Genomic DNA, 21,923 nt, shown 5'->3' with positions numbered 1-21,923 from the left:
GGTTCGGGGATGAAGCCGGACGGCGCGGTGTTTACGTCGCCGGCATCAGCACGGTGTCGACCACATGGATTACACCGTTCGACTGGTTGACATTGGAGATCGTCACCATCGAGGTACCGCCCTTGGCGTCGAGGATCCAGACCTTGCCGTCCTGCTTCTTCACCGTCAGCTCCTCGCCTTCGGCGGTCTTCATCTTCTTGCCGTCGGTGAGGTCGGACGCCTCGAGCTTGCCGGGCACGACATGGTAGGTGAGGATCTTGGTCAGCGTCGCCTTGTTCTCGGGCTTCACCAGAGTGTCGACGGTGCCGGCCGGCAGCTTGCCGAAGGCGGCGTTGGTCGGCGCGAACACCGTGAACGGACCCTTGCCTTCCAGCGTCGGCACCAGGCCGGCCGCCTTCACCGCCGCCACCAGCGTGGTGTGGTCCTTCGAGTTGACGGCGTTCTGGACGATGTTCTTGGACGGGAACATCGCGGCGCCGCCGACCATGACGGTCTTTTCCTCGGCGCGGGCGGGCGCGACGACGGTCGCGGTGATGGCCAGCGCGCTGAAGGCCGCAGCGGTGAGATAGGCAATACGCTTCGACATGGAGGGTCTCCCGATTGGATTGTGACCGGCGATTGCCGGCGTTCGAGTTGGGCAACAACAGTGGCTGCGACCTGCGAGTGTGAAGCAGCAGCGCCGTCGTTGGCTCGAACTACGGGAGCGTTTGCGAAGCGGTTTCGAACAAAACTTCTTTGTGATGGGTGAAACTAAGTGCGTGGTTCTCCGTGGGGGGCGTCATTGCGAGGAGCGAAGCGACGAAGCGATCCAGGCTGCCACCGCGGATGCACCGCTGGATTGCTTCGCTTCGCTCGCAATGACGCGCCTCGACGATCTACCTGCCGCTCAATCCCTGTTGTGCGGCGTCTGGATAAACCCGCGATTATGCGTCGGGCTGATCAGCAGTTCATTGATGCACACCCGCGCCGGCATGCTCGCGATGAACGCGATGGTGCGGCCGAGATCTTCGGATTGCAGCATCCTGGCCTGCTCCTCCTCGCTCGGTACCACCGGGCGCAGCTTCAGGATCGGGGTCGCCACCTCGCCCGGCATCAGGCAGCAGGCGCGCAAGCCGTTGACGCATTCGTCCATGTTGAAGGAATGCGTCAGCGCCAGCACCGCATGCTTGGTCGTGGTGTAGGCCGGGCCCGGCATTTTCGAGACGTGGCGGCCGGCCCAGGACGAGACGTTGATGATGGAGCCGTCCTGCTGCTTGCGCATCGTCGGCAGCACCGCGCGCATGCAATAGAGCACGCCGTTGAGATTGACCTGGACCAGCTGGTCCCAGCCCTCCAGTTCCATGTCCTTCCAGCTCCGCTTAGGGACATTGATGCCGGCATTGTTCACCAGCAGGTCGATCCGGCCGTGCTTCGCAACGATTTGATCAGCCGCCTTCTGGGCCGCGGCGGCGACCGACACGTCCAGCGCGATGGCCTCGGCGGCCCCGCCCGTCTGGGCGATCTTCGCGACCACGGTATCCAGGGCGTCCTTGCGCCGGCCCGAAACCACCACCGTCCAGCCGTCGGCCGCCAGCGCCTCGGCGCCGGCCTCCCCGATCCCGCTGCCCCCGCCTGTCACCCAGGCCACGCGTTTCCCGTTTTTGGTCATGCAAACTGTCTCCGTTGCTTCATCGGGGCGGTTTTTGCTAATCCAGCCCTCGGTTTTGACCGGCCTCTGACGATCGTTGCGGTCAAGCCTTGCGGTCGAGGAAATCTTGCATGAACCAAGCTGCCAACGCCAATCTGTTTTCCCGCCTGTTCGACGGCCTCGACGATCCGAAGCGCCTCGCGATCGAGACGCATGACGGGGTCCGCATCAGCTATGGTGATCTGATCGCCCGGGCCGGACAGATGGCCAATGTGCTGGTCGCGCGCGGCGTGAAGCCCGGCGACCGCGTTGCGGTGCAGGTCGAGAAGTCCGTGACCAACATCGTGCTGTATTTGGCCACGGTGCGGGCCGGCGCAGTCTATCTGCCGCTCAACACCGCCTATACGCTCAACGAGCTCGACTACTTCATCGGCGATGCCGAGCCCTCGCTGGTGGTCTGCGATCCCGCCAAGGCGGAGGGCCTCGCCCCCATCGCCGCCAAGGTGAAGGCCAAAGTCGAGACGCTCGGGCCTGACGGCAAGGGCTCGCTGACGGACGCCGCCGACAAGACGAGCAGCGAATTCACCACGGTGGCGCGCGCAAACGACGATCTCGCCGCGATCCTCTACACGTCCGGCACCACCGGCCGCTCCAAGGGCGCGATGTTGACCCACGACAATCTGGCGTCGAACTCGCTCTCGCTCGTCGGCTTCTGGCGCTTCACCGACAAGGACGTGCTGATCCACGCACTGCCGATCTACCACACCCACGGCCTGTTCGTGGCGACCAACGTGACGCTGTTTGCGCGGGCATCGATGATCTTCCTGCCGAAGCTCGACCCGGATCTGATCATCAAGCTGATGGCGCGTGCCACGGTGCTGATGGGCGTGCCGACGTTCTATACCCGTCTGCTCCAGAACGCTGCGCTGTCGCGCGAAACCACAAAGCACATGCGGCTGTTCGTCTCGGGCTCGGCGCCGCTGCTCGCCGAAACCCATCGCGAATGGTCGGCGCGCACGGGGCACGCGGTGCTCGAGCGCTACGGCATGACCGAGACCAACATGAACACGTCGAATCCCTATGACGGCGAGCGCGTGCCCGGCGCGGTCGGCTTTCCGCTCCCCGGCGTGTCCGTACGCGTCACCGATCCCGAGACCGGCAAGGAGCTGCCCCGTGACGAAATCGGCATGATCGAGGTCAAGGGCCCGAACGTGTTCAAGGGCTATTGGCGCATGCCGGAGAAGACCAAGGCGGAATTCCGCGACGACGGCTTCTTCATCACCGGCGACCTCGGCAAGATCGACGCCAAGGGTTACGTCCATATTCTCGGCCGCGGCAAGGATCTCGTGATCTCCGGCGGCTTCAATGTCTACCCGAAGGAAATCGAGAGCGAGATCGACGCCATGCCCGGCGTGATCGAATCCGCCGTGATCGGCGTGCCCCACGCTGATTTCGGCGAGGGCGTCACGGCGGTGCTGGTCTGCAACAAGGGCGCCGATGTGACCGAGGCCGCGGTGCTGAAGGCGCTCGACGGCCGGCTGGCCAAGTTCAAGATGCCCAAGCGGGTCTTCGTGGTCGACGAGCTGCCGCGCAACACCATGGGCAAGGTGCAGAAGAACGTGCTGCGGGATACGTACAAGGATCTTTACGCGAAGAAATAGGGGCGCAACTGCTCCGGGCTGGGGGGACATGAACCGAGAGCAAGCTAAGAAGATACACAAGCACCTGCTCGATGCCGCCGCAGCATTCCGGCGAGCGGAGGCCGCGATCGTCGATGTTGGCGATGACGGCCGAAAGCTGTTTGCAGATCCGCTCGTAACGGCGGTTTTCCATTTGCAATTCAAGCTTCTGCGATTGATCTACAAGCGATTTCCGGATCTTGAACCGCCGGGACGGCCTGCCACCATCGACAGCACACTCCGGTGGGAAGACGTTTCACTTCCGTCCTCTGTGCTGGAGACCGATTTGGATCGCGTCATTTTCTCTGTCATGAAGTCGCGATGGCAGAAGTTCGCAATGGTCCTGTACTGCGCGGTTGAGAGGGTCGAAAAGGAAGAAGCGCTAGCGGCTCCCGTCGATTTTGAGGTCTTTGCGGCCCGCATTCAGGCGTTGGTTGAGGCCGACCTCCTGGAGGCGCAAGGCAATCTTCAAATGTGGGGCCACAGCGAAGTGAGATTGAAGGACCGGTCCGTCAATTAGTGCCCACCCACCAGGCTCATCACAAACCTGCTGCCGACGATGAACAGATAGCACCCGAACGCGACTTCCAGCGTCCGCTTCGACATTGCATGCGCAGCCTTCACACCGAGCGGTGCCGTCACAAGGCTCATTGGCATCACCAGGACCGCGCCGATCAGCGAGACGTAACCGAGCGCGAACGGGACCTGCAGGGCTGCAACGGCCGGGTAGCTCACCGCCGCAGGCCAACCGGCATAGATGTAGCCGAGCGCGCCGGGGATCGAGATCAAGACCGCGAGCGCCGACGATGTCGCCACTGCCTGGTGGATCGGGCGGCCGTAGAACGTCATCAGCAGGTTCGAGAACAGGCCACCGCCGATGCCCATCAACGTCGACAAAATGCCGACGCAGAAGCCGTAGATTCGCATCAAGGGGCCCTTCGGCAGATCATCGCCGAGCTTCCAGCTCTCGCGCGCGAAGATCAGCCGTACCGCGGCCGACCAAGCGACGGCGACGAACACGATCTTGAACAGTCGCTCCGGCGCGTAACGCGCGACCACGCTGCCGGCGACGACGCCGATCAGGATCGGCAGCCACCAGACCCGGAGGATCGCAAGATCGACGGCGCCGCGCCTGTAGTGCGCCTGGAACGAACGGATCGAGGTCGGAATGATGACAGCGAGCGAAGTGCCGATGCAGAGCGGCATGCGCACCTCGAGCGGCACACCGGCGATGCGGAAGCACTCGTAGAACACCGGCACCAGAATCGCGCCGCCGCCGATGCCGAACACGCCGGCCAAAAATCCGGAGAGCGCGCCGGTTGCGATCAGCAGCAGCGCGAGTTCGGCGATCTCCTTGATATCAAGTCCTGCAATCACCCCTGACCTGCCCCGGCGATGGGTCGCAACTTCTCCGATGCATCGCTCGGAAACGGCTGCCCGCAATGCTCTAGGCGATCTGATTTGTCGGGTCGACCGCCGCATCTCCGGTCCGGGGTGGGATGCGGACTGCGCATATCGGCCCGTCTCGCGAAAAATCGGCGCGCTTCGCGGAACTTGGAGATTGCTTGCCGACCATCCCTACCGGTTCGAACGTCATGAACTGACTGGCTCGAACCCTGGCCGGCCCGCAGCGGCTTGGAGCCGTTCCAATAGTAATTTCAATGCGTCTCGGGTCTCATTACAAGAGGTGAATTTATATTCTATCTTTAGCCGGTGCGCCACCCCTCTGGTATACCAAGTCTCCGATTGGCCTTGTTACATCAAGGGCCTAGAGCTGAACTCAAGTTCGGTTTATGGCGATTTGGTGATTGCGCAGGTGAAATCGACTCCGTAAATAGAGCCGACCTTTCGCGATCCCCGCGCGCCCCATGCTGGGCCGCAATAAAGCAATTGAAGCCCATGACCGCACGGATCGAACGACCGCTTTCGCCGCACATTCAGACCTACCGCTGGACCCTGACGATGGCGCTTTCCATCGTCCATCGCGCCACCGGAATTGCCCTCTACGCCGGAACGCTGCTGCTGGCCTGGTGGCTGATTGCGGCGGCCTCCGGCCCCGCCGCCTATAGCCACGTCCAAGCCTTCACCGGCAGCATCATCGGCCGCCTGATCGTGTTCGGCTACACCTGGGCGCTGATGCACCACATGCTCAGCGGCATCCGGCATTTCGTCTGGGACCTCGGCTACGGCTTCAAGGCCAATGAGCGCGAAGCGTTGACCTGGGGCGCCCTGATCGGCGGCATCGTGCTCACGGTCCTCATTTGGATCATCGCCTACGCGATCGGAGGCGGACGATGAGTTTCGACGAATCCCACGGCGCCCCGAAGGGCTCCTCCATGCGCACCCCGCTCGGCCGCGTGCGCAATCTCGGCGCGGCGCATTCGGGCACCTCCGATTTCTGGCGCCAGCGCATCACCGGCGTCGCCATGACGCTGCTGATGATCCCCGTGATCGTGATCGTGATGATGCTGCTCGGCCGCAACCAGGCCGGCGCCGCACAGATTCTCGGCTCGCTGCCGATCGCGGTGATCCTGCTGCTCTTCATCTTCGCCAGCGCCTGGCACATGAAGATCGGCATGCAGGTCGTGATCGAGGACTACATCCATAACGAGAAGCTGAAGCTCATCTCGATCATGCTCAACAACTTCTTCTCGTTCGCCGTGGCGCTCGCCTCGACCTACGCGATCCTGAAACTTTCCTCCGGAGTCTAAACCCATGGCCACAGAGACCAATGGCAAGGGCAACGGCGCTCCCGCCACCAACGGCAAAGCCTATCCGATCGAAGATCACACCTATGATGTCGTCGTGGTCGGCGCCGGCGGCGCAGGCCTGCGCGCCGTGGTCGGCTGCAGCGAAGCCGGTCTTCGTACCGCCTGCATCACCAAAGTGTTTCCGACCCGCTCGCACACCGTCGCGGCGCAGGGCGGCATCTCGGCGTCCCTCGGCAACATGCACAAGGACGACTGGCGCTGGCACATGTACGACACCGTGAAGGGGTCGGACTGGCTGGGCGACCAGGACGCGATCGAATACATGGTGCGCAACGCGCCCGAGGCGGTCTACGAGCTCGAGCATTGGGGCGTGCCGTTCTCGCGCACCGAAGACGGCAAGATCTACCAGCGCCCGTTCGGCGGCATGACCATGGACTACGGCAAGGGCCAGGCGCAGCGCACCTGCGCCGCCGCCGACCGCACCGGCCACGCCATGCTGCACACGATGTACGGCCAGTCGCTGCGTCACGCGGCCGAGTTCTTCATCGAGTTCTTTGCCATCGACCTGATCATGGACGACCAGGGCACCTGCCGCGGCGTTATCGCGCTCAAGCTCGATGACGGCACGCTGCACCGCTTCCGCGCCCAGACCGTGATCCTCGCCACCGGCGGCTATGGCCGCGCCTATGCATCCTGCACCTCGGCGCACACCTGCACCGGCGACGGCGGCGGCATGGTGCTGCGCGCCGGTCTGCCGATGCAGGACATGGAGTTCGTGCAGTTCCACCCGACCGGCATCTACGGTTCGGGCTGTCTCGTCACCGAAGGCGCGCGCGGCGAAGGCGGCTATCTCGTCAACTCCGAGGGCGAGCGCTTCATGGAGCGCTATGCGCCCTCCGCCAAGGATCTGGCCTCGCGTGACGTCGTCTCGCGTGCGATGACCATCGAGATTCGCGAAGGTCGCGGTGTCGGCAAGAAGAAGGACCACATCTTCCTTCATCTCGACCATCTCGATCCCGCGGTGCTGGCCGAACGCCTGCCGGGCATCTCGGAATCCGCAAAGATCTTCGCCAATGTCGACGTGACGCGCGAGCCGATCCCAATTGTGCCGACCGTGCATTACAACATGGGCGGCATCCCGACGAACTATCACGGCGAAGTCCTGACCAAGAAGGACGGCGACGACAACGCCATCATCCCCGGCCTGATGGCGATCGGCGAGGCCGCCTGCGTCTCCGTGCACGGCGCCAACCGCCTCGGCTCCAACTCGCTGATCGACCTCGTCGTGTTCGGACGCGCCGCGGCGCTGCGCCTCGCCGAGAAGCTCACGCCGAACGCCAGCCAGCCGGAATTGCCGGCGAATTCGTCCGACCTGGCGCTCGGCCGGCTCGACCACTACCGCTACGCCTCCGGCGGCACGCCGACCGCGAAGCTGCGCGAAGGCATGCAGCACGTGATGCAGAACAATTGCGCGGTGTTCCGCACCGGCGACATCCTGAGCGAAGGCCAGAACCTGATCGAGAAGGTCCATAGCGGCATCATCGACATCGCCGTATCCGACCGCTCGCTGGTGTGGAATTCCGACCTGATCGAGACGCTCGAATTCGACAATCTGATCTCGCAGGCGGTGGTGACGATGAACTCGGCCGCCAACCGCACCGAGAGCCGTGGCGCGCATGCCCGCGAGGACTTCTCCGAGCGCGACGACAAGAACTGGATGAAGCACACGCTGGCCTGGCTGGAAGATTCCGGCAAGGTCAAGATCGAGTACCGCCCCGTTCACGACTACACCATGACCAACGACGTCCAGTACATCCCGCCCAAAGCTCGCGTTTACTAAACGGCGCGCGTGTACTGAGCGAACAGCGAAAGCTTTATCGAAATGGTTGAATTCGCACTTCCGAAGAACTCCAAGATATCAGGCGGCAAGACCTGGCCGAAGCCCGCGGGCGCGACTGAGGTCCGTGAATTCCGCGTCTATCGCTGGAATCCGGACGACGGCAAGACTCCCAGCGTCGACACCTATTACGTCGACACCCATGATTGCGGGCCGATGGTGCTGGACGGCCTGATCTGGATCAAGAACAACATCGACCCGTCGCTGACCTTCCGCCGCTCCTGCCGCGAAGGCGTCTGCGGCTCCTGCGCGATGAACATCGACGGCCAGAACACCCTGGCCTGTACCCGCTCGATGCACGACGTGAAGGACGGCGCGGTGAAGATCAATCCGCTGCCGCACCAGCCTGTCGTGAAGGACCTCATCCCCGACCTCACCAATTTCTATGCACAATACGCTTCGGTCGAGCCGTGGCTAAAGACGACCTCGCCGACGCCGCAGAAGGAATGGAAGCAGAGCCACGAAGACCGCGAGAAGCTCGACGGCCTCTATGAATGCATCCTCTGCGCCTGCTGCTCGACCTCTTGCCCGAGCTATTGGTGGAACAGCGAGCGCTACCTCGGTCCCGCCGCGCTGCTCCAGGCCAACCGCTGGGTATCGGATTCGCGGGATGAGGCGACCGGCGAGCGGCTCGACAATCTCGAGGACCCGTTCCGCCTCTATCGCTGCCACACCATCATGAACTGCGCCAAGGCCTGCCCGAAGGGCCTCAACCCGGCGGAAGCCATCGCCGAGCTCAAGCTCAAGATGGTCGAGCGCCAGATCTAGGCGTCATTCATGCTGCGATCCCCGGCCGGAACGGCCGGGGCATTCTACGACGGGCAGGTGTTCGAGTAGATTTTGCCTGCACCCCTGCGCGCGCAAGCAGGCGGGTTGCAACCTCTGGTTCCCGCCACAAGCCGCTTCCTTCCCGGCGCGAAATTCAAGTAAGCTCTCCGGCGTGGGACCGGAGCGACCGTGCAGGGCGCACAACGCAATTCGCTGAGATTGCTGCAGTGGATGATGGCTGCGTCCCTGGCGCTGCCGATTGCGCTGTTCGCGATCGCCGCCTCGATCTCCTACACCTCGACGAAAGATATCGCCGACCGCGAGATCGAGCGCACCCTCGATGTCGCGCATGAGCATGCGCTCAAGGTGTTCGAGACCATCGACCGCAGCCTCGCCGAGATCAACGAGGTGGTGCGCGGCATGCCCGACGACATCATCCGCTCGCGCGAGCCGGCCCTGCACCGCCGCCTGAAGCAACTCTCCGATTCGCTGCCGCAGCTCAAATCGGCATGGATCTTCGATGCGGACGGAAAGTCGCTGGTCAACAGCCTGGCCTCGCCGCCGCCGGCGCAGAGCTTTGCGGACCGCGACTACTTTGCCGCCCATGTCGACCAGACCATCGGCAGCTACATCGGTGTTCCCCTGACGCCGCGCCAGCCCTATCAGGGCGCGCGCTTCTTCGGGGTCAGCCGCCGCCGCGGCTCCGACGACGGCAGCTTCATCGGCGTGATCCAGGCCTCTGTCCTCCCGGAATATTTCGAGAGCTTTTATGCCCGGATCGGCTCCGACCCTGGCAGCTTCCTCGCCATGGGACGCACCGACGGCGTGGTGCTGGCGCATCTTCCGCGGCTGGATCGCGACCTCAGGCTCGATCCTAACGGGCCGGTCGGCCGCAGCATCGCAGCTCACCCCGAGCATGGCCTCATCACCATTGCCTGGCCATGGGACGAGGTCGAGCGCCGCATCGGCTACCGACGCATCGCCGAATACCCGATCTATGTCAGCGCGGGGTTGGAGACCTCGGCGATCCGCGCGCGCTGGTTCGCCACCATGGGCCAGCATCTGGTGTTCGGCATTCCCGCCACCGCGCTGCTGTTTCTGCTGCTGGCGTTCGCGTTCCGGCGCACCCAGCATCTCCAGGCCGAGGCCGCCGCGCGGCGCGAAGCCGAGGAGGCGCTCAAGCACAGCCAGCGCCTTGAGGCGCTCGGCCAGCTCACCGGCGGCGTCGCGCACGACTTCAACAACCTCCTGACCGTGATTCGCGCCTCCGTTGACCTGCTGAACCGGCCGCAGCTGAGCGAGGAGCGGCGCCAGCGCTACATCACGGCCATCGCAGACGCGGTCGGGCGCGCAGCCAAGCTGACATCGCAGCTGCTCGCCTTCGCGCGCCGCCAGACCTTGAAGCCGGAGGTGTTCGACGTCGGCGCGCGGTTGCAGTCGCTGCACGACATGCTCGCGACGCTGCTCGGACCCGCGATCGAAATCGCGATGCGGCTGCCGGCCGAGCCCTGCCTCGTCAATGCCGATGCAAGCCAGTTCGAGACGGCGTTGATCAACATGGCGACCAATGCGCGCGATGCCATGCACGGCAAGGGCAGGATCGTCTTCAACGTCGAGGCCGCGGCGACCATTGCGGACACGCGGGCTCCCGTCTCGGGCAACCCTGATCTTTCAGGCGGCCGTGACCTTGCTGGCAAACACGGTTTCGTCGGCATTGCCGTCAGCGACACCGGCATCGGCATTCCGGCTACGCGGCTCGAGCGCATCTTCGAACCGTTCTTCACCACCAAGCAGATCGGCCACGGCACCGGTCTCGGCCTATCGCAGGTGTTCGGCTTCGCCCGGCAGTCCGGCGGCGAGGTGACAGTCACCAGCGAGGTCGGCCACGGCAGCACCTTCTCGCTCTACCTGCCGCGCGTGGCGCCGGATTTGCTGCCGCAGCGGCAGGCACCGAATACGGCCCCGGCCGTGGCCGGCAGCGGCATGTCGGTGCTGCTGGTCGAGGACAATATCGAACTCGCCAATTTCGCGGCCGACGGCCTCACCGAGCTCGGCTACAGCGTCACGCTGATCGACAACGCAACCGATGCACTCGCCGAGCTGGTCATGGATGCCGATCGCTTCGATGTCGTTTTCTCGGACATCGTGATGCCCGGCATGACCGGGCTCGATCTCGCGCAGGCGGTCCGCGACCGCGGCATCGGCGTGCCGGTCGTGCTGACCACCGGCTACAGCGAGGCGCTGTCCCAGGACGGCAAGGTCGATTTCGAGCTCGTGCAGAAGCCCTACGCGATCGATCAGCTATCGCGCGTGCTGCACCGGGTCGCGCGGCGCCGGGTGCGCGACGGCGCCGCCGAGTGAGCTGACGCCCGGAACCTACGGGAACCTTTTGATTTAGCTTGCGTTATCCGGCCATGCAAAAGCCGGTCAGAAAACGCGAATCGGGCAAGAAGCCGCCCATCGTCGAAATCATCGGCGAGACCGGCGGGGAAGTGGCTCCGCCGCCGCCCGAGCTGGTCGAGCCCGACCCGGAGCTGTCGCCTGAAGAGGCCGAGCAGGCCCGCAAGGACTATCTCCTCACCCGCTTCTGGATCAGCGCGCGCGGCTTCTGGGGCGGCAACGGCGACCGGCTTGCGTGGCTCTACTCCGTCGGCCTCGGCCTGCTGATCGTCCTCACCGTCGGCTTCCAATACGGCATCAATGTCTGGAATCGGGCGATCTTCGACGCGATCGAGAAGCGCGAGGCGTCCACCGTCTTCCATCTCACCGCGGTATTCTTCCCGCTCGCGATCGGCAGCATCGTGCTCGGCGTGGCACAAGTGTTCGCGCGCATGGGCATCCAGCGGCGCTGGCGGGCGTGGCTGACGGCAAGCGTGCTGACGCGCTGGCTTGGCAACGGCCGCTATTACCAGCTCAATCTCGTCAGCGGCGACCACAAGAATCCGGAATACCGGATCGCGGAGGATCTGCGCGTCGCGACCGATTCTCCGGTGGATTTTCTCGCCGGCGTGACGTCCGCGCTGCTGTCGGCCGTGACCTTCATCGTCGTGCTCTGGACGATCGGCGGCGCGCTCACCGTCACCCTTGCGGGATCGTCGGTGACCATTCCCGGCTTCCTGGTGATCGCCGCGATGCTCTATGCGGGAATCGCATCGGGCTCGATCCTGGTGATCGGCCGCCAATTCGTGCAGGTCTCCGAGGACAAGAACCAGGCTGAGGCCGATTTCCGCTACACGCTGACGCGCGTGCGCGAGAACGGCGAGAGCATCGCGCTGCTCGGCGGCGAGGAGGAGGAGCGCGACGGCATCGACCGCAATTTCACCAACGTGCTGCGGCAATGGGCGCGGCTCGCGGGTCAGCACATGCGCACCACGCTGGTGTCGCAGGGATCGAGCCTCGTTGCGCCGGTCGTGCCGCTTCTGCTGTGCGCGCCGAAATTCCTCGACGGCAGCATGACGCTGGGTCAGGTGATGCAGGCGGCTTCCGCCTTCACCATCGTGCAGAGCGCGTTCGGCTGGTTGGTCGACAATTATCCGCGGCTCGCCGACTGGAATGCCTGCGCTCGCCGCATCGCCTCGCTGATGATGTCGCTCGACGGCCTCGAGCGCGCCGAGCTGGGCGACGGCTTCGGCCGCATCAAGCGCGGCGAGACCAGCAATGACGCCATGCTGGAGCTGAAGGATCTCTCCGTCACGCTCGATGACGGCACCGCCGTGGTCGGCGAGACCGAGGTGGTGATCGAGCGTGGCGAGCGGCTGCTGGTGGCCGGCGAATCCGGCACCGGCAAGAGCACGCTGGTGCGCGCCATCGCCGGGCTCTGGCCATGGGGTGGCGGCAGCGTCAATTTCCATCCCGACCGGCGGCTGTTCATGCTGCCACAGCGACCCTACGTGCCGTCGGGCTCCTTGCGTCGTGCCGTCGCCTATCCCGGCGCGGAAGACGACTGGACGGTCGAGGAGATCGGCGAGGCCCTGCACAAGGTCGGCCTCGACCATCTCAAGGAGAAGATCGAGGAAGAAGCACCCTGGGACCAGACGCTGTCCGGCGGCGAGAAGCAGCGCCTCGCCTTCGCGCGGTTGTTGCTGCACAACCCGGATATCGTCGTGCTCGACGAGGCGACCTCGGCGCTCGACGAGAAGAGCCAGGACAAGATGATGAAGATGATCACCGACGAACTGCCGAAGGCCACCATCGTCAGCGTCGCGCATCGTGTCGAGCTGGAAGCCTTCCACAGCCGCAAGATCGTGCTGGAGCGCCGCAAGGGCGGCGCAAAACTCGTCAGCGATATCGACCTGATCCCGCGCAAGGGCAAGCGCAAGCTGCTCGGCCGCTTCCTGCGCCAGCGCAAGGCGCCGAAAAAGGCGGCGTGAGGGGCGGTCTCTTTTCTTCGTCGTCCCGGCGAAGGCCGGGACGACCCAGAGATTGTTGCCCGGATCGAGCGTTGGAGTCCCCGGCAAAACCGGCTATGCATGCGCCGCTTGCAACGAGGACTTTGACTTGGCGACCGATAATGCCCCTTCGTCCGCGCCGTTCGGCGCGTTTGCGCCGAACGCGGCGCAGGCCGCGATCATTCGCCTCGCGACACAATCGGGGCTGAAGCGCGGCGCGTTCCGGCCCTGGCTGTCGCGATTGGTGAACCTGCTGCGCGGTGGTCCCATCGACGTGCAATACCAGGGCGCATCGTTCCGCTTCTATCACCAGGGCAGCGCCACCGAGCGCGGCGCGCTGTTCAATCCCGATTACAATCTCGACGAGCTCGACTTCCTGCGCCAGCACACCCCGGAGGGCGGCGTGTTCGTCGACGTCGGCGCCAATGTCGGCACCTTCGCGCTGGTGATGGCGCGACAGGTCGGGCCATCAGGCAAAGTGATCGCCATCGAGCCGCATCCGATGACGTTTGGACGGCTGTCGTTCAACCAGGCCGCGTCGAAAGCGACGCAGGTGCGCCTGGTGCAGGCGGCCGCCGGCGACAGCGACGGCGAGCTGATGATCGAGAGCGGCGGCGACAATCTCGGTGCCACGCATGTCGTCACCGGCACGGCCAGCGCCGAGGCGATCAAGGTGCCCTCGCTGCGGTTGACGCGCATTCTCGGCGAGGCCGGCGTCACCAAGGTGGACGCGCTGAAGATCGACGTCGAGGGCTTCGAGGATCGCGTTTTGATCGGCTTCTTCCGCGACGCGCCGCAATTGCTATGGCCGCGCGCGGTGGTAATCGAGCATTTGTCGCAAAAGGAATGGCGGGACGATTGTATCGCCGACATGGTCGCGCGCGGTTTCGTGGTTGCGCGCAAGACGCGGAGCAATACGTTCCTGTCGCGCTGACGACGAACAACGGATGTTACGAATGATCGACCATATGGGCTTCCCGGTCTCCGACTATGAGCGCGCCAAGGCGTTCTACGCCAAGGCATTGGCGCCGCTCGGCTACAGCCTGATCATGGAGGTCACGCAGGAGCAGACCGGACACGATCCAGCCGCCGGCTTCGGCGCCGACGGCAAGCCGGATTTCTGGATCGGCGGCGAGGGCGCGCTGAACAAGCCGGTGCATGTCGCGATTCTGGCGAAGGACCGCGCCACGGTGGACGCGTTCTACAAGGCGGCGATTGCAGCGGGCGGGCGCGACAACGGGCCGCCGGGCATCCGGGCGCATTACCATCCGACCTATTACGGCGCCTTCGTGCTCGACCCTGATGGACACAACATCGAGGCGGTTTGCCACGCGCCGGAATAGATAAGTTCCATCCTTCGGCCGGAACCTCGTTCCGCGCGCGCCGTTGTCGTCCCTTGCAAGAAGGAGCACGACATGGCCAACGACAATGCCCGCGACGTCGACCGCGTATGGGATCTGATGAAGACGATCGGATTCGCGATGCTGGTGACGCGCGATGGCGACAAGCTCCGCGCGCGGCCGATGAGCGCCTATCTCGACCGCAACGCGAACACGATTTATTTCCTCACCGACGCGCGGCGTCACAAGGACGAGGAGATCGCGCGCAATCCGTCCATCAACCTGTCGTTCGCAGATGCCGGCAGCCAGAAATACGTGTCGCTGACGGGCACCGCAATGATCTCCAATGACCGTGCCAAGATCAAGGAGCTGTTCTCGACGCCGGCCAAGGCGTGGTGGGACTCTGCGGAAGATCCGAACATCCGCGTGCTCAAGGTCACGCCTGACGATGCCGAGTTCTGGGACTCGCCCGGCACCGTGATTTCCTATGTGAAGATGGCGGCCGCGGCGGTGACGAACACGCGCCCCGATCTCGGCGACAACCGCAAGGTCTCTATGTAATGCCGATCGAGCCGCCCGAGATACCGCCGTCGACGCCCGGTACGCCCACCGAACCGCCGCCGGGGATTCCGCCGAGCAATCCGCAGCCTGAAATCGCACCGCCGGTGCGCGAGCCCGGCTCGCCAGCGCCGCCCGACGAATTGCCGGGCCGCATGCCTGAAGAGATTCCATCACGCGGACCGAACGGACCGCTCACGCCGAATCCCGCGACGGATGCAAGTCCGCCGCGGGATCGCGCATGAGGCGACGCATCAGATCCGAGGCAATTGCAACCTGCGTCTGAATGCGCAATGAACGTCACCATAGTGAGGTGATTTGCGTGCAGAAATAAATCGGGCCGCGTCCGCTTCGTCCGCCACAATCCGGCCTAACGCGTAGCTGTTCATCCGAACACTTCGTCAAAGAACCTTCCGGGGAAGTTCACCACATGACCAACCTTCGTTTCGTGCTGCTTGCCACCACGGCTCTGACCGCGATGCAATTCGCAAGCTCCGCATCGCATGCACAAGGCGCGCCGCCGCTTGTCGTCGCGCAGGCGCAGCCACAAGAGACCGGCCCTGACGGAAAACCGAAGCAGCCGCCGAAGGGACCACCAGCGGCCGCGCCGCCTGCGGCGCCCGCGCGCCCGGCCGCACCGCCGCCCGCAGCTGCACCTCCCCATCCGCCGGCAGCGCCTCCGCCGGCTGCGGCACCGCCGCGCCCAGCAGCGCCGCCACCGCCCCCGCCACCACCTGCGGCCCGTCCGGCACCGCCGCCGCCGCCGCCGCCACCTGTGGCCCGTCCGGCACCGCCGCCGCCCCACCGCCGCCCGCCGCCCCGAAGCAACCTGCGCCGCCCCGGCTGCGGCTCCGCAACAGCACGCGCCGACACCGCCGCCTCCGGCACCGCCTTCCGCGCGCCCGGCTCCCCCGCCGCCAGCACCGCCGTCCGCCGCGGCTCCGCAGCACGCACCGACGCCGCCTGCGGCAGCAACTCCGCAGGGACGCCCAGCGCCGGCGCCCACGGCAACACCGTCGCCTGCGCCGGCCGCTCCGACCGCGCGACCGGGTGCTCCGGCTGCACCTGCAGCCACACCGTCACCGACGGCGACTCCTGCGCCGACCGCGACGCCGGCTCCAGGCAGCACGCCGGGCACGCCGCCGACTGGCCGCCCCGGTACGCCGCCTCCCGGCGGACGTCCTGGTGCGCCCCCGGCTGCAGGGTCACCTGCTCCAGGCGCCACGCCCGCGCCGACGGCCACGCCGACTCCCGGTGGCACTCCGACGCCGCCGCCCGGCCGTCCAGGTTCGCCTCCTGCGCCTAGTGCAACTCCGGCTCCGACAACGACGCCGGCCCCCGGTGGCGCCGTGACACCGCCCCCTGGACGCCAGGGTGGTGCGCCTCCTGCTGGTGCACCCGCTGCCGGAGCTCCGCCGACCCAGCCGCAGGCAGGCGCCCCGCCCCGGCCGCCGGCTCCCCCCGCCGGCGCCGCTGCACCGAGCACCGTGCCGGGCTCGGCGGCTGCGACCCCGCCGCCCAACAGGGCGCAATACGCGGCGCCCACGGTTGCGCCGGCGTTCCGCGCCGCGCCCACGACGACCACGCCCCTGCCGCCACCGCCGCGTCCGCCGCAGCGTGACCTGACGCCGCTCGCGATCGGTGCAGGTGTCGTCGCCGGTGCCGTGATCGGCGCCACCATCGCCGACTACCGCAACCAGCGCCGCGAGTCGGTCGAAGGCGGCCGCACCGTCTACACCGAGCCGGACCGCATCATCATCCGCGATCCGGGTGGGCAGACCTACGTCCGCGGCAACGATCTCTATCGCTTCCGCTATGGCGCCCGCGACATCCGCACCGAAACTGTCGGCGCCGATACCCGCACCGTGGTGATCCGTCCCGACGGCAGCGAGATCATTACCGTTGTAGGTCAGGACGGTCGGCTGCTGCGGCGAATCCGCAGGGACCCGGCCGGGCGCGAGCTCGTCATCATCGACAACAGCTACCGCGATCCGCAGTCGGTCGGCGGTTTCTATGTCGACGCGCCGCCGCCCGTCGTCAACATGCCCTACGATCGCTATATCGTCGACGCCCAGGAGGCCTCGCCGGACGTGATCTACGAGACGATGGTGGCGCCGCCGGTGCAGCGGATCAACCGTCGCTACACGCTCGACGAGATCCGCTACAGCCCGAATGTTCGCATGCAAATGCCGAGCATCGACCTCAACACGATCAACTTCGAGACCGGATCGTGGACCATCCCACCGGACCAGGCGGCGAAGCTGCAGTCGATCGCGGACGGTCTCAACCGTGCGATCCAGGCCAACCCGCGCGTGGTGTTCCTGATCGAAGGTCACACCGACGCGGTCGGCAACGACGTCGACAATTTGTCATTGTCGGACCGTCGTGCGCAGTCCGCGGCCGAATTGCTGACCCAGCAATTCGGTGTGCCGTCTGAAAACCTGACGTCGCAAGGCTATGGCGAGCAGTACCTGAAGGAGCAGACGCAAGGACCGAGCGCGATCAACCGGCGCGTCACCGTCCGCAACATCACGCCGTTGCTCAACGGCGGCCAGGCCTCGCTGCCGCCGCCCCCGCCCGGCACCGCGCCGCCGCGCTGAGGCGACACACAAATGCAAAATGGCCGGGAGCAATCCCGGCCATTTTTTGTTTTGTTTCGTAGCCCGGATGGAGCGTGTCAGCTCTTGTCGCTCTCCAGCCGGAAGATCTGCGAGCCTTCGCTGCCCGAGAGCAGGCCCGTGTCGCTGTAGAGCTTCAGCTTGGCGCGGGTATCGTTGATGTCGAGGTTGCGCATGGTGAGCTGACCGATGCGATCGGCCGGCGTGAACGCCGCGTCCTCGACCTTCTCCATGCTGAGCCGCTCCGGCGCATAGGTGAGGTTCGGGCTTTCGGTGTTGAGGATCGAGTAGTCGTTGCCACGGCGCAGCTCGAGCGAGACCTCGCCGGTGACGGCGCGCGCGACCCAGCGCTGCGCGGTCTCGCGCAACATCAGGGCCTGCGAATCGAACCAGCGGCCCTGGTAGAGCAGGCGTCCGAGGCGCATGCCGCTGATGCGGTACTGCTCGATGGTGTCTTCGTTGTGGATGCCGGTGACGAGGCGCTCATAGGCGATGTGCAGCAGCGCCATACCGGGCGCTTCATAGATGCCGCGGCTCTTGGCCTCGATGATGCGGTTCTCGATCTGGTCGCTCATGCCGAGGCCGTGGCGGCCGCCGATGGCGTTAGCTTCGAGGAACAGCGCGACGGGATCAGAGAAGGTCTGGCCGTTCAGCGCGACCGGCTGGCCTTCCTCGAAACGCACCACAACCTTCTCGGCCTTGACGTTGCAGTCGTCACGCCAGAACGGCACGCCCATGATCGGGTTGACGATCTTGATGCCGCTGTCGAGACTTTCAAGATCCTTGGCCTCGTGCGTCGCGCCGAGCAGATTGCTGTCGGTCGAATACGCCTTCTCGGCGCTCATCTTGTAGGCAAAGCCCTGCGCCGTCATGAACGCCGACATCTCGGCGCGGCCGCCGAGCTCGTCAATGAACTGCTGGTCGAGCCAGGGCTTGTAGATGCGCAGGCCCGGATTGGTCAGGAGGCCGTAGCGATAGAAGCGCTCGATGTCGTTGCCCTTGAAGGTCGAGCCGTCGCCCCAGATGTTGACGCCGTCCTCCTTCATCGCCGCGACCAGCATCGTGCCGGTGACGGCGCGCCCGAGCGGCGTGGTGTTGAAATAGGTGATGCCGCCGGTCGAGATATGAAAGGCGCCGGACTGGATAGCGGCGATGCCTTCGTGGACGAGCTGCGTGCGGCAATCGACCAGCAGCGCTTTCTCCGCGCCGAACTCCATCGCCTTGCGCGGGATCTCGTTGTAATCGGCCTCATCCGGCTGGCCGAGATTGGCGGTATAGGCGTAGCAGCGCGCGCCCTTCTGCTTCATCCAGAGCAGCGCCGCGCTGGTATCGAGGCCGCCCGAAAAAGCGATGCCGACTTTCTCCCCCTTGGGCAGGCTTTTCAGGATCGTGGTCATGGGGCTTCCAATCGGTCTCGAAGGGCTGATGTCGTTTCACGGGTTGACCGCGCGAATATCAAATTTCGCGGGGCTCGGCACCCCTTTAATGGCTCAAACTGACGGCTCGGCACCCGTCTTGCGTCCGAACAGGCGCTGGCGGAGCCGGTAAGCGGGCATGTTCAGCCGAGTCAGGGCGGCATCGACCGCCTCGTCGGAAAACCGGGTCCGCGGCCAGCGGTAAATCAGCGCGTAGGCAAACCAGATCACGACGAAGGTGACGAGGCCGGCGATCGACACGTCGGTGAAGAAATGGCCGCCAAAGGCCATCCGCAGCCCGCTGGTCACGAGGCCGAACACCACGGCTCCGGCATAAGCGAGCGGTCGCCACGCCGGCGGTGCCAGTGCGGCCGGCGCCAGCGTCCAGAACGCGGTCGCGCCCTCGCCCGAGAAGAACGAGCAGTTGCGCGCGCAGCCCCCGCGCGGATCCCACCACGGCACGAATTGCTGGTCGCCGGCGAACTGCGTCACCACCACCGGGCGCGGCCGGCCCCAATAGGACTTGAAGGCGAGATTGGTGAGGATGCCGGCCGACATGATGATCGTGACCAGCAGGAAGACGATCGCGCGACCGGATACCATCAGCGGGCGGTCGGGCCGGACCATCTTGACCACGAGCGCGATCAGCGCAGGCAGCACGAACGCCCAGGCGACCCACATCGCGGCGTCGCGCGCGAAGCCGGCCCAACCGTTCAGCTTGAGCGGAAACGTTTTCGTCTCAGGGTCGAAGAACAGCGCGGCGAGCTTGAGATCAAGCTCGGGATAGAGGCCGAAAACGACGCCGATCACGAGCCACAGCGCCAGGGCGATGAAGAGTCCAGTCCGGTTCATGGCGCGCGGTTTAGCCCAGTGGGAAAGGGATGAAAACCCCGTGACAAGTCAGAAAGTCACCGCGCATCCGGCCGCGAATTCGACGGCAGCGGCGGAGGCGGTTGGCGCGCAGGCGGCGGATTGCGCCAAGCGCCGGCATTGCGGCCGGCGATCAGCCAGTAGACGACGCCGGCGACGATGCCCGCGCCGGTCATGATCTCCAGATGCCGCCGCACAATGCCTTCGAATTGCAGCGTGTCGGAATGAAACGGGACCAGGCCGAGATAGCAGGCGAGCCCCACGACGCCTCCGCCCACGGCATAGGCGAGCGCGCTGCGGATGTAGAGCGCCTCGGTGATCGCCACGATCACCGCCGCCGGCACCAGCGCAAAGCCCGAGACGAAGATGAAGCCGAACCCGAGCAGGATATCGATCGTGCCCTGATCGACGGGACCGGCGCCGAGATCGGCGAACTCCGGAAACAACAGCGCGACGACAACGATCATGCCGCCGACGAAACAGGCGGCGAGGAAGCCGATGAAGATGACGACGAGGCGGCCGATCAGGGACATGATGGGAACGAATTGGTGACTGACGGCGTCGCCACATCCACAATCGTCATGCCCGGGCTTGACCCGGGCATCCACGACTTGCTCTCTCGTGGCTCGACGTGGATGGCCGGGTCAAGCCCGGCCATGACGGGCGTTGAGAGCGTCGCCATCATCAATATCAATCCGTCATCGCCATGGCCCGCAGCGTCTGGCGTTCACGGGCCGAGAGCTTTTCCGTCTCCGACTTGAGCTGGCCGCAGGCGGCGAGGATGTCGCGGCCGCGCGGAGTGCGCACCGGCGAGGAATAGCCGGCGTTGAAGACGTATTCGGAGAATTTTTCGATCTGGTCCCAGTCCGAGCACTCATAGGCGGTGCCGGGCCAGGGGTTGAACGGGATCAGATTGATCTTGGCGTGAATGCCCTTGAGCATCTTCACCAGCAGCTTGGCATCGTCGAGCGAATCGTTGACGCCCTTGAGCATCACATATTCGAAGGTGATGCGGCGCGCGTTCGAGGCGCCGGGATAGTCGCGGCAGGCCTGCAGCAATTCCTTGATCGGATATTTGCGGTTGAGCGGCACCAGCTCGTTACGCAGCTCGTCGCGCACCGCATGCAGCGAGATCGCGAGCATCACTCCAATCTCCTCGCCCGCGCGCACGATATTCGGGACCACACCCGAGGTCGACAGCGTGATGCGGCGGCGGGAGATGCCGATGCCTTCGTTGTCGCCGACGATCAGCAGCGCGTCGCGCACCGCGTCGAAATTGTAGAGCGGCTCGCCCATGCCCATCATCACGATGTTGGTGACGCGGCGCGTACCGTCTTCGCGATCGGCCCAATCATTCAGACGATCGCGCGCCACCATCACCTGTCCGACGATCTCCCCGGCGGTGAGATTGCGCACCAGGCGCTGCGTGCCGGTGTGGCAGAACGAGCAGTTCAGCGTGCAGCCGACCTGGGAGGACACACACAACGTGCCGCGATCGGTTTCGGGGATGTAGACGCACTCGACTTCATGCGCCCGCTCGACATTGTCGCCGCTCGGCAGCCGCAGCAGCCATTTGCGGGTGCCGTCGTTGGAGATCTGCTCGGCCACGACTTCGGGCCGGTCGACGGTGAAATGTTGCGCGAGCTCGGCACGAATGCCCTTCGAGACCGACGTCATCTCTTCGAAATTCTGGGCGCCACGGAAATACATCCAGTGCCACAGCTGCTGCACGCGCATCTTGCGCTGCGCCGGTGCAACGCCGATCTCGCCGAGGCGATCGGCAAGCTCGGTGCGCGACAGGCCGATCAGCGAGGGCCTCGCCGGCGGCACATAGGTCTCGAGCGGAGTCTTCTCCACCAGTGTTGCGTTGTGCGGCTCGGTCGTCGGTTGCATGGAATGGCCTGATTTAGGTGGTCGTTCTGGGATGGTCCAAAGGACTAAACCCGGAACCTCGAGATTCCGAGTTCGATGCTACGCATCGCCCCGGAATGACGGGAGAAAATCTGGAACGCGCCCTATATAGCAACCGGAACGGCCGATTGCGACCTTATC

The 21,923-nt window shown here is 65.2% G+C and carries 20 protein-coding genes; 13 read left to right on the top strand and 7 right to left on the bottom strand.

Annotated elements, in window-relative coordinates; translation table 11 throughout:
• Window positions 1-31: 31 nt before the first annotated feature.
• Entirely contained in the window at window positions 32-586 is a 555-nt protein-coding gene (locus tag IVB54_RS00620; protein WP_018459783.1) for a fasciclin domain-containing protein, read from the bottom strand.
• 300 nt (window positions 587-886) lie between these two features.
• Window positions 887-1,648, bottom strand: coding sequence for an SDR family NAD(P)-dependent oxidoreductase (locus IVB54_RS00615; RefSeq protein ID WP_018459782.1), 762 nt, complete (start codon window positions 1,646-1,648; stop codon window positions 887-889).
• Between the two features lie 110 nt (window positions 1,649-1,758).
• Here IVB54_RS00615 and IVB54_RS00610 point away from each other — a divergent pair, with 110 nt between their 5' ends.
• Together IVB54_RS00610 and IVB54_RS00605 are read left to right on the top strand one after the other, a co-directional pair.
• The gene (locus IVB54_RS00610; RefSeq protein WP_018459781.1) at window positions 1,759-3,288 is read left to right on the top strand and encodes a malonyl-CoA synthase; all 1,530 of its coding nucleotides are present in this window, start codon (window positions 1,759-1,761) and stop codon (window positions 3,286-3,288) included.
• 28 nt (window positions 3,289-3,316) lie between these two features.
• Window positions 3,317-3,826, top strand: coding sequence for a hypothetical protein (locus IVB54_RS00605; RefSeq protein ID WP_204512880.1), 510 nt, complete (start codon window positions 3,317-3,319; stop codon window positions 3,824-3,826).
• On the opposite strand, the gene IVB54_RS00600 is transcribed toward IVB54_RS00605, so the two are convergent.
• Window positions 3,823-4,683 carry a sulfite exporter TauE/SafE family protein gene (locus IVB54_RS00600; RefSeq protein WP_018459779.1) on the bottom strand — a complete coding sequence of 287 codons (861 nt, stop codon included), beginning with the start codon at window positions 4,681-4,683 and terminating at the stop codon, window positions 3,823-3,825. The two genes, IVB54_RS00605 and IVB54_RS00600, sit on opposite strands and share 4 nt — an antisense overlap.
• Before the next feature lie 522 nt (window positions 4,684-5,205).
• On the opposite strand from IVB54_RS00600, the gene sdhC reads away from it, so the two are divergent.
• The 11 genes from sdhC (at window position 5,206) to IVB54_RS00545 (ending at window position 17,568) form a co-directional block, all read left to right on the top strand.
• A complete protein-coding gene (gene sdhC / locus IVB54_RS00595) occupies window positions 5,206-5,604 on the top strand; it encodes a succinate dehydrogenase, cytochrome b556 subunit (RefSeq protein ID WP_018459778.1) in 399 nt (132 codons plus the stop codon).
• The gene (sdhD, locus tag IVB54_RS00590) at window positions 5,601-6,017 is read left to right on the top strand and encodes a succinate dehydrogenase, hydrophobic membrane anchor protein (RefSeq protein ID WP_007598776.1); all 417 of its coding nucleotides are present in this window, start codon (window positions 5,601-5,603) and stop codon (window positions 6,015-6,017) included. The genes sdhC and sdhD overlap by 4 nt, the downstream gene beginning before the upstream one ends.
• Window positions 6,018-6,021: 4 nt before the next feature.
• Complete coding sequence (gene sdhA, locus IVB54_RS00585) at window positions 6,022-7,857, top strand: succinate dehydrogenase flavoprotein subunit (protein WP_018459777.1); 1,836 nt, start codon at window positions 6,022-6,024, stop codon at window positions 7,855-7,857.
• A 42-nt stretch (window positions 7,858-7,899) separates the two neighbouring features.
• Window positions 7,900-8,682, top strand: a complete 783-nt coding sequence (locus tag IVB54_RS00580) for a succinate dehydrogenase iron-sulfur subunit (protein WP_018459776.1) — start codon at window positions 7,900-7,902, stop codon at window positions 8,680-8,682.
• 189 nt (window positions 8,683-8,871) lie between these two features.
• Window positions 8,872-11,043, top strand: coding sequence for a hybrid sensor histidine kinase/response regulator (locus IVB54_RS00575; RefSeq protein ID WP_247295784.1), 2,172 nt, complete (start codon window positions 8,872-8,874; stop codon window positions 11,041-11,043).
• A 53-nt stretch (window positions 11,044-11,096) separates the two neighbouring features.
• Window positions 11,097-13,052, top strand: a complete 1,956-nt coding sequence (locus IVB54_RS00570; protein ID WP_026233875.1) for an ABC transporter ATP-binding protein/permease — start codon at window positions 11,097-11,099, stop codon at window positions 13,050-13,052.
• A gap of 127 nt (window positions 13,053-13,179) precedes the next feature.
• Window positions 13,180-14,004 carry an FkbM family methyltransferase gene (locus tag IVB54_RS00565; protein WP_018459774.1) on the top strand — a complete coding sequence of 275 codons (825 nt, stop codon included), beginning with the start codon at window positions 13,180-13,182 and terminating at the stop codon, window positions 14,002-14,004.
• A gap of 22 nt (window positions 14,005-14,026) precedes the next feature.
• Window positions 14,027-14,413 (top strand): VOC family protein, encoded by a 387-nt coding sequence (locus IVB54_RS00560; RefSeq protein ID WP_007598770.1) that lies wholly within the window; start codon window positions 14,027-14,029, stop codon window positions 14,411-14,413.
• Between the two features lie 72 nt (window positions 14,414-14,485).
• Window positions 14,486-14,971: a pyridoxamine 5'-phosphate oxidase family protein gene (locus IVB54_RS00555; protein WP_018459773.1), complete on the top strand. Its 486-nt coding sequence runs from the start codon at window positions 14,486-14,488 to the stop codon at window positions 14,969-14,971.
• Complete coding sequence (locus IVB54_RS00550) at window positions 14,971-15,213, top strand: hypothetical protein (RefSeq protein WP_018459772.1); 243 nt, start codon at window positions 14,971-14,973, stop codon at window positions 15,211-15,213. Before IVB54_RS00555 ends, IVB54_RS00550 begins: the two co-directional genes overlap by 1 nt.
• 1,104 nt (window positions 15,214-16,317) lie before the next feature.
• Window positions 16,318-17,568, top strand: coding sequence for an OmpA family protein (locus tag IVB54_RS00545; protein ID WP_085395264.1), 1,251 nt, complete (start codon window positions 16,318-16,320; stop codon window positions 17,566-17,568).
• A gap of 77 nt (window positions 17,569-17,645) precedes the next feature.
• Here the strand turns inward: IVB54_RS00545 and argG are convergent, their stop codons facing one another.
• The 4 genes from argG to rlmN all read right to left on the bottom strand — a co-directional run bounded on the left by argG (window position 17,646) and on the right by rlmN (window position 21,764).
• A complete protein-coding gene (gene argG / locus IVB54_RS00540) occupies window positions 17,646-18,983 on the bottom strand; it encodes an argininosuccinate synthase (RefSeq protein ID WP_018459769.1) in 1,338 nt (445 codons plus the stop codon).
• Between the two features lie 93 nt (window positions 18,984-19,076).
• The gene (locus IVB54_RS00535) at window positions 19,077-19,853 is read right to left on the bottom strand and encodes a phosphatase PAP2 family protein (RefSeq protein WP_018459768.1); all 777 of its coding nucleotides are present in this window, start codon (window positions 19,851-19,853) and stop codon (window positions 19,077-19,079) included.
• A gap of 56 nt (window positions 19,854-19,909) precedes the next feature.
• Window positions 19,910-20,404, bottom strand: coding sequence for a hypothetical protein (locus IVB54_RS00530; protein ID WP_018459767.1), 495 nt, complete (start codon window positions 20,402-20,404; stop codon window positions 19,910-19,912).
• A gap of 157 nt (window positions 20,405-20,561) precedes the next feature.
• Window positions 20,562-21,764 carry a 23S rRNA (adenine(2503)-C(2))-methyltransferase RlmN gene (rlmN, locus tag IVB54_RS00525; RefSeq protein WP_018459766.1) on the bottom strand — a complete coding sequence of 401 codons (1,203 nt, stop codon included), beginning with the start codon at window positions 21,762-21,764 and terminating at the stop codon, window positions 20,562-20,564.
• Between the last annotated feature and the right edge of the window lie 159 nt (window positions 21,765-21,923).

Origin of the sequence: Bradyrhizobium sp. CW1, from assembly GCF_023100665.1 — a bacterium.
GTDB lineage: Bacteria > Pseudomonadota > Alphaproteobacteria > Rhizobiales > Xanthobacteraceae > Bradyrhizobium > Bradyrhizobium canariense_D.
The sequence above is the reverse complement of the archived record's forward strand: the minus strand, read 5'-3'. Positions and strand labels throughout refer to the sequence as shown.

What these genes read in the sequence shown, in the direction of transcription:
- IVB54_RS00570 (WP_026233875.1), top strand. Translation starts at nt 11,097, where the DNA reads ATGCAAAAGCCGGTCAGAAAACGCGAATCGGGCAAGAAGCCGCCCATC.
- rlmN (WP_018459766.1), bottom strand. Translation starts at nt 21,764, where the DNA reads ATGCAACCGACGACCGAGCCGCACAACGCAACACTGGTGGAGAAGACT.
- IVB54_RS00550 (WP_018459772.1), top strand. Translation starts at nt 14,971, where the DNA reads ATGCCGATCGAGCCGCCCGAGATACCGCCGTCGACGCCCGGTACGCCC.
- IVB54_RS00610 (WP_018459781.1), top strand. Translation starts at nt 1,759, where the DNA reads ATGAACCAAGCTGCCAACGCCAATCTGTTTTCCCGCCTGTTCGACGGC.
- IVB54_RS00555 (WP_018459773.1), top strand. Translation starts at nt 14,486, where the DNA reads ATGGCCAACGACAATGCCCGCGACGTCGACCGCGTATGGGATCTGATG.
- IVB54_RS00620 (WP_018459783.1), bottom strand. Translation starts at nt 586, where the DNA reads ATGTCGAAGCGTATTGCCTATCTCACCGCTGCGGCCTTCAGCGCGCTG.
- IVB54_RS00580 (WP_018459776.1), top strand. Translation starts at nt 7,900, where the DNA reads ATGGTTGAATTCGCACTTCCGAAGAACTCCAAGATATCAGGCGGCAAG.
- argG (WP_018459769.1), bottom strand. Translation starts at nt 18,983, where the DNA reads ATGACCACGATCCTGAAAAGCCTGCCCAAGGGGGAGAAAGTCGGCATC.
- IVB54_RS00535 (WP_018459768.1), bottom strand. Translation starts at nt 19,853, where the DNA reads ATGAACCGGACTGGACTCTTCATCGCCCTGGCGCTGTGGCTCGTGATC.
- IVB54_RS00560 (WP_007598770.1), top strand. Translation starts at nt 14,027, where the DNA reads ATGATCGACCATATGGGCTTCCCGGTCTCCGACTATGAGCGCGCCAAG.
- IVB54_RS00605 (WP_204512880.1), top strand. Translation starts at nt 3,317, where the DNA reads ATGAACCGAGAGCAAGCTAAGAAGATACACAAGCACCTGCTCGATGCC.
- sdhD (WP_007598776.1), top strand. Translation starts at nt 5,601, where the DNA reads ATGAGTTTCGACGAATCCCACGGCGCCCCGAAGGGCTCCTCCATGCGC.
- sdhC (WP_018459778.1), top strand. Translation starts at nt 5,206, where the DNA reads ATGACCGCACGGATCGAACGACCGCTTTCGCCGCACATTCAGACCTAC.
- IVB54_RS00615 (WP_018459782.1), bottom strand. Translation starts at nt 1,648, where the DNA reads ATGACCAAAAACGGGAAACGCGTGGCCTGGGTGACAGGCGGGGGCAGC.
- sdhA (WP_018459777.1), top strand. Translation starts at nt 6,022, where the DNA reads ATGGCCACAGAGACCAATGGCAAGGGCAACGGCGCTCCCGCCACCAAC.
- IVB54_RS00530 (WP_018459767.1), bottom strand. Translation starts at nt 20,404, where the DNA reads ATGTCCCTGATCGGCCGCCTCGTCGTCATCTTCATCGGCTTCCTCGCC.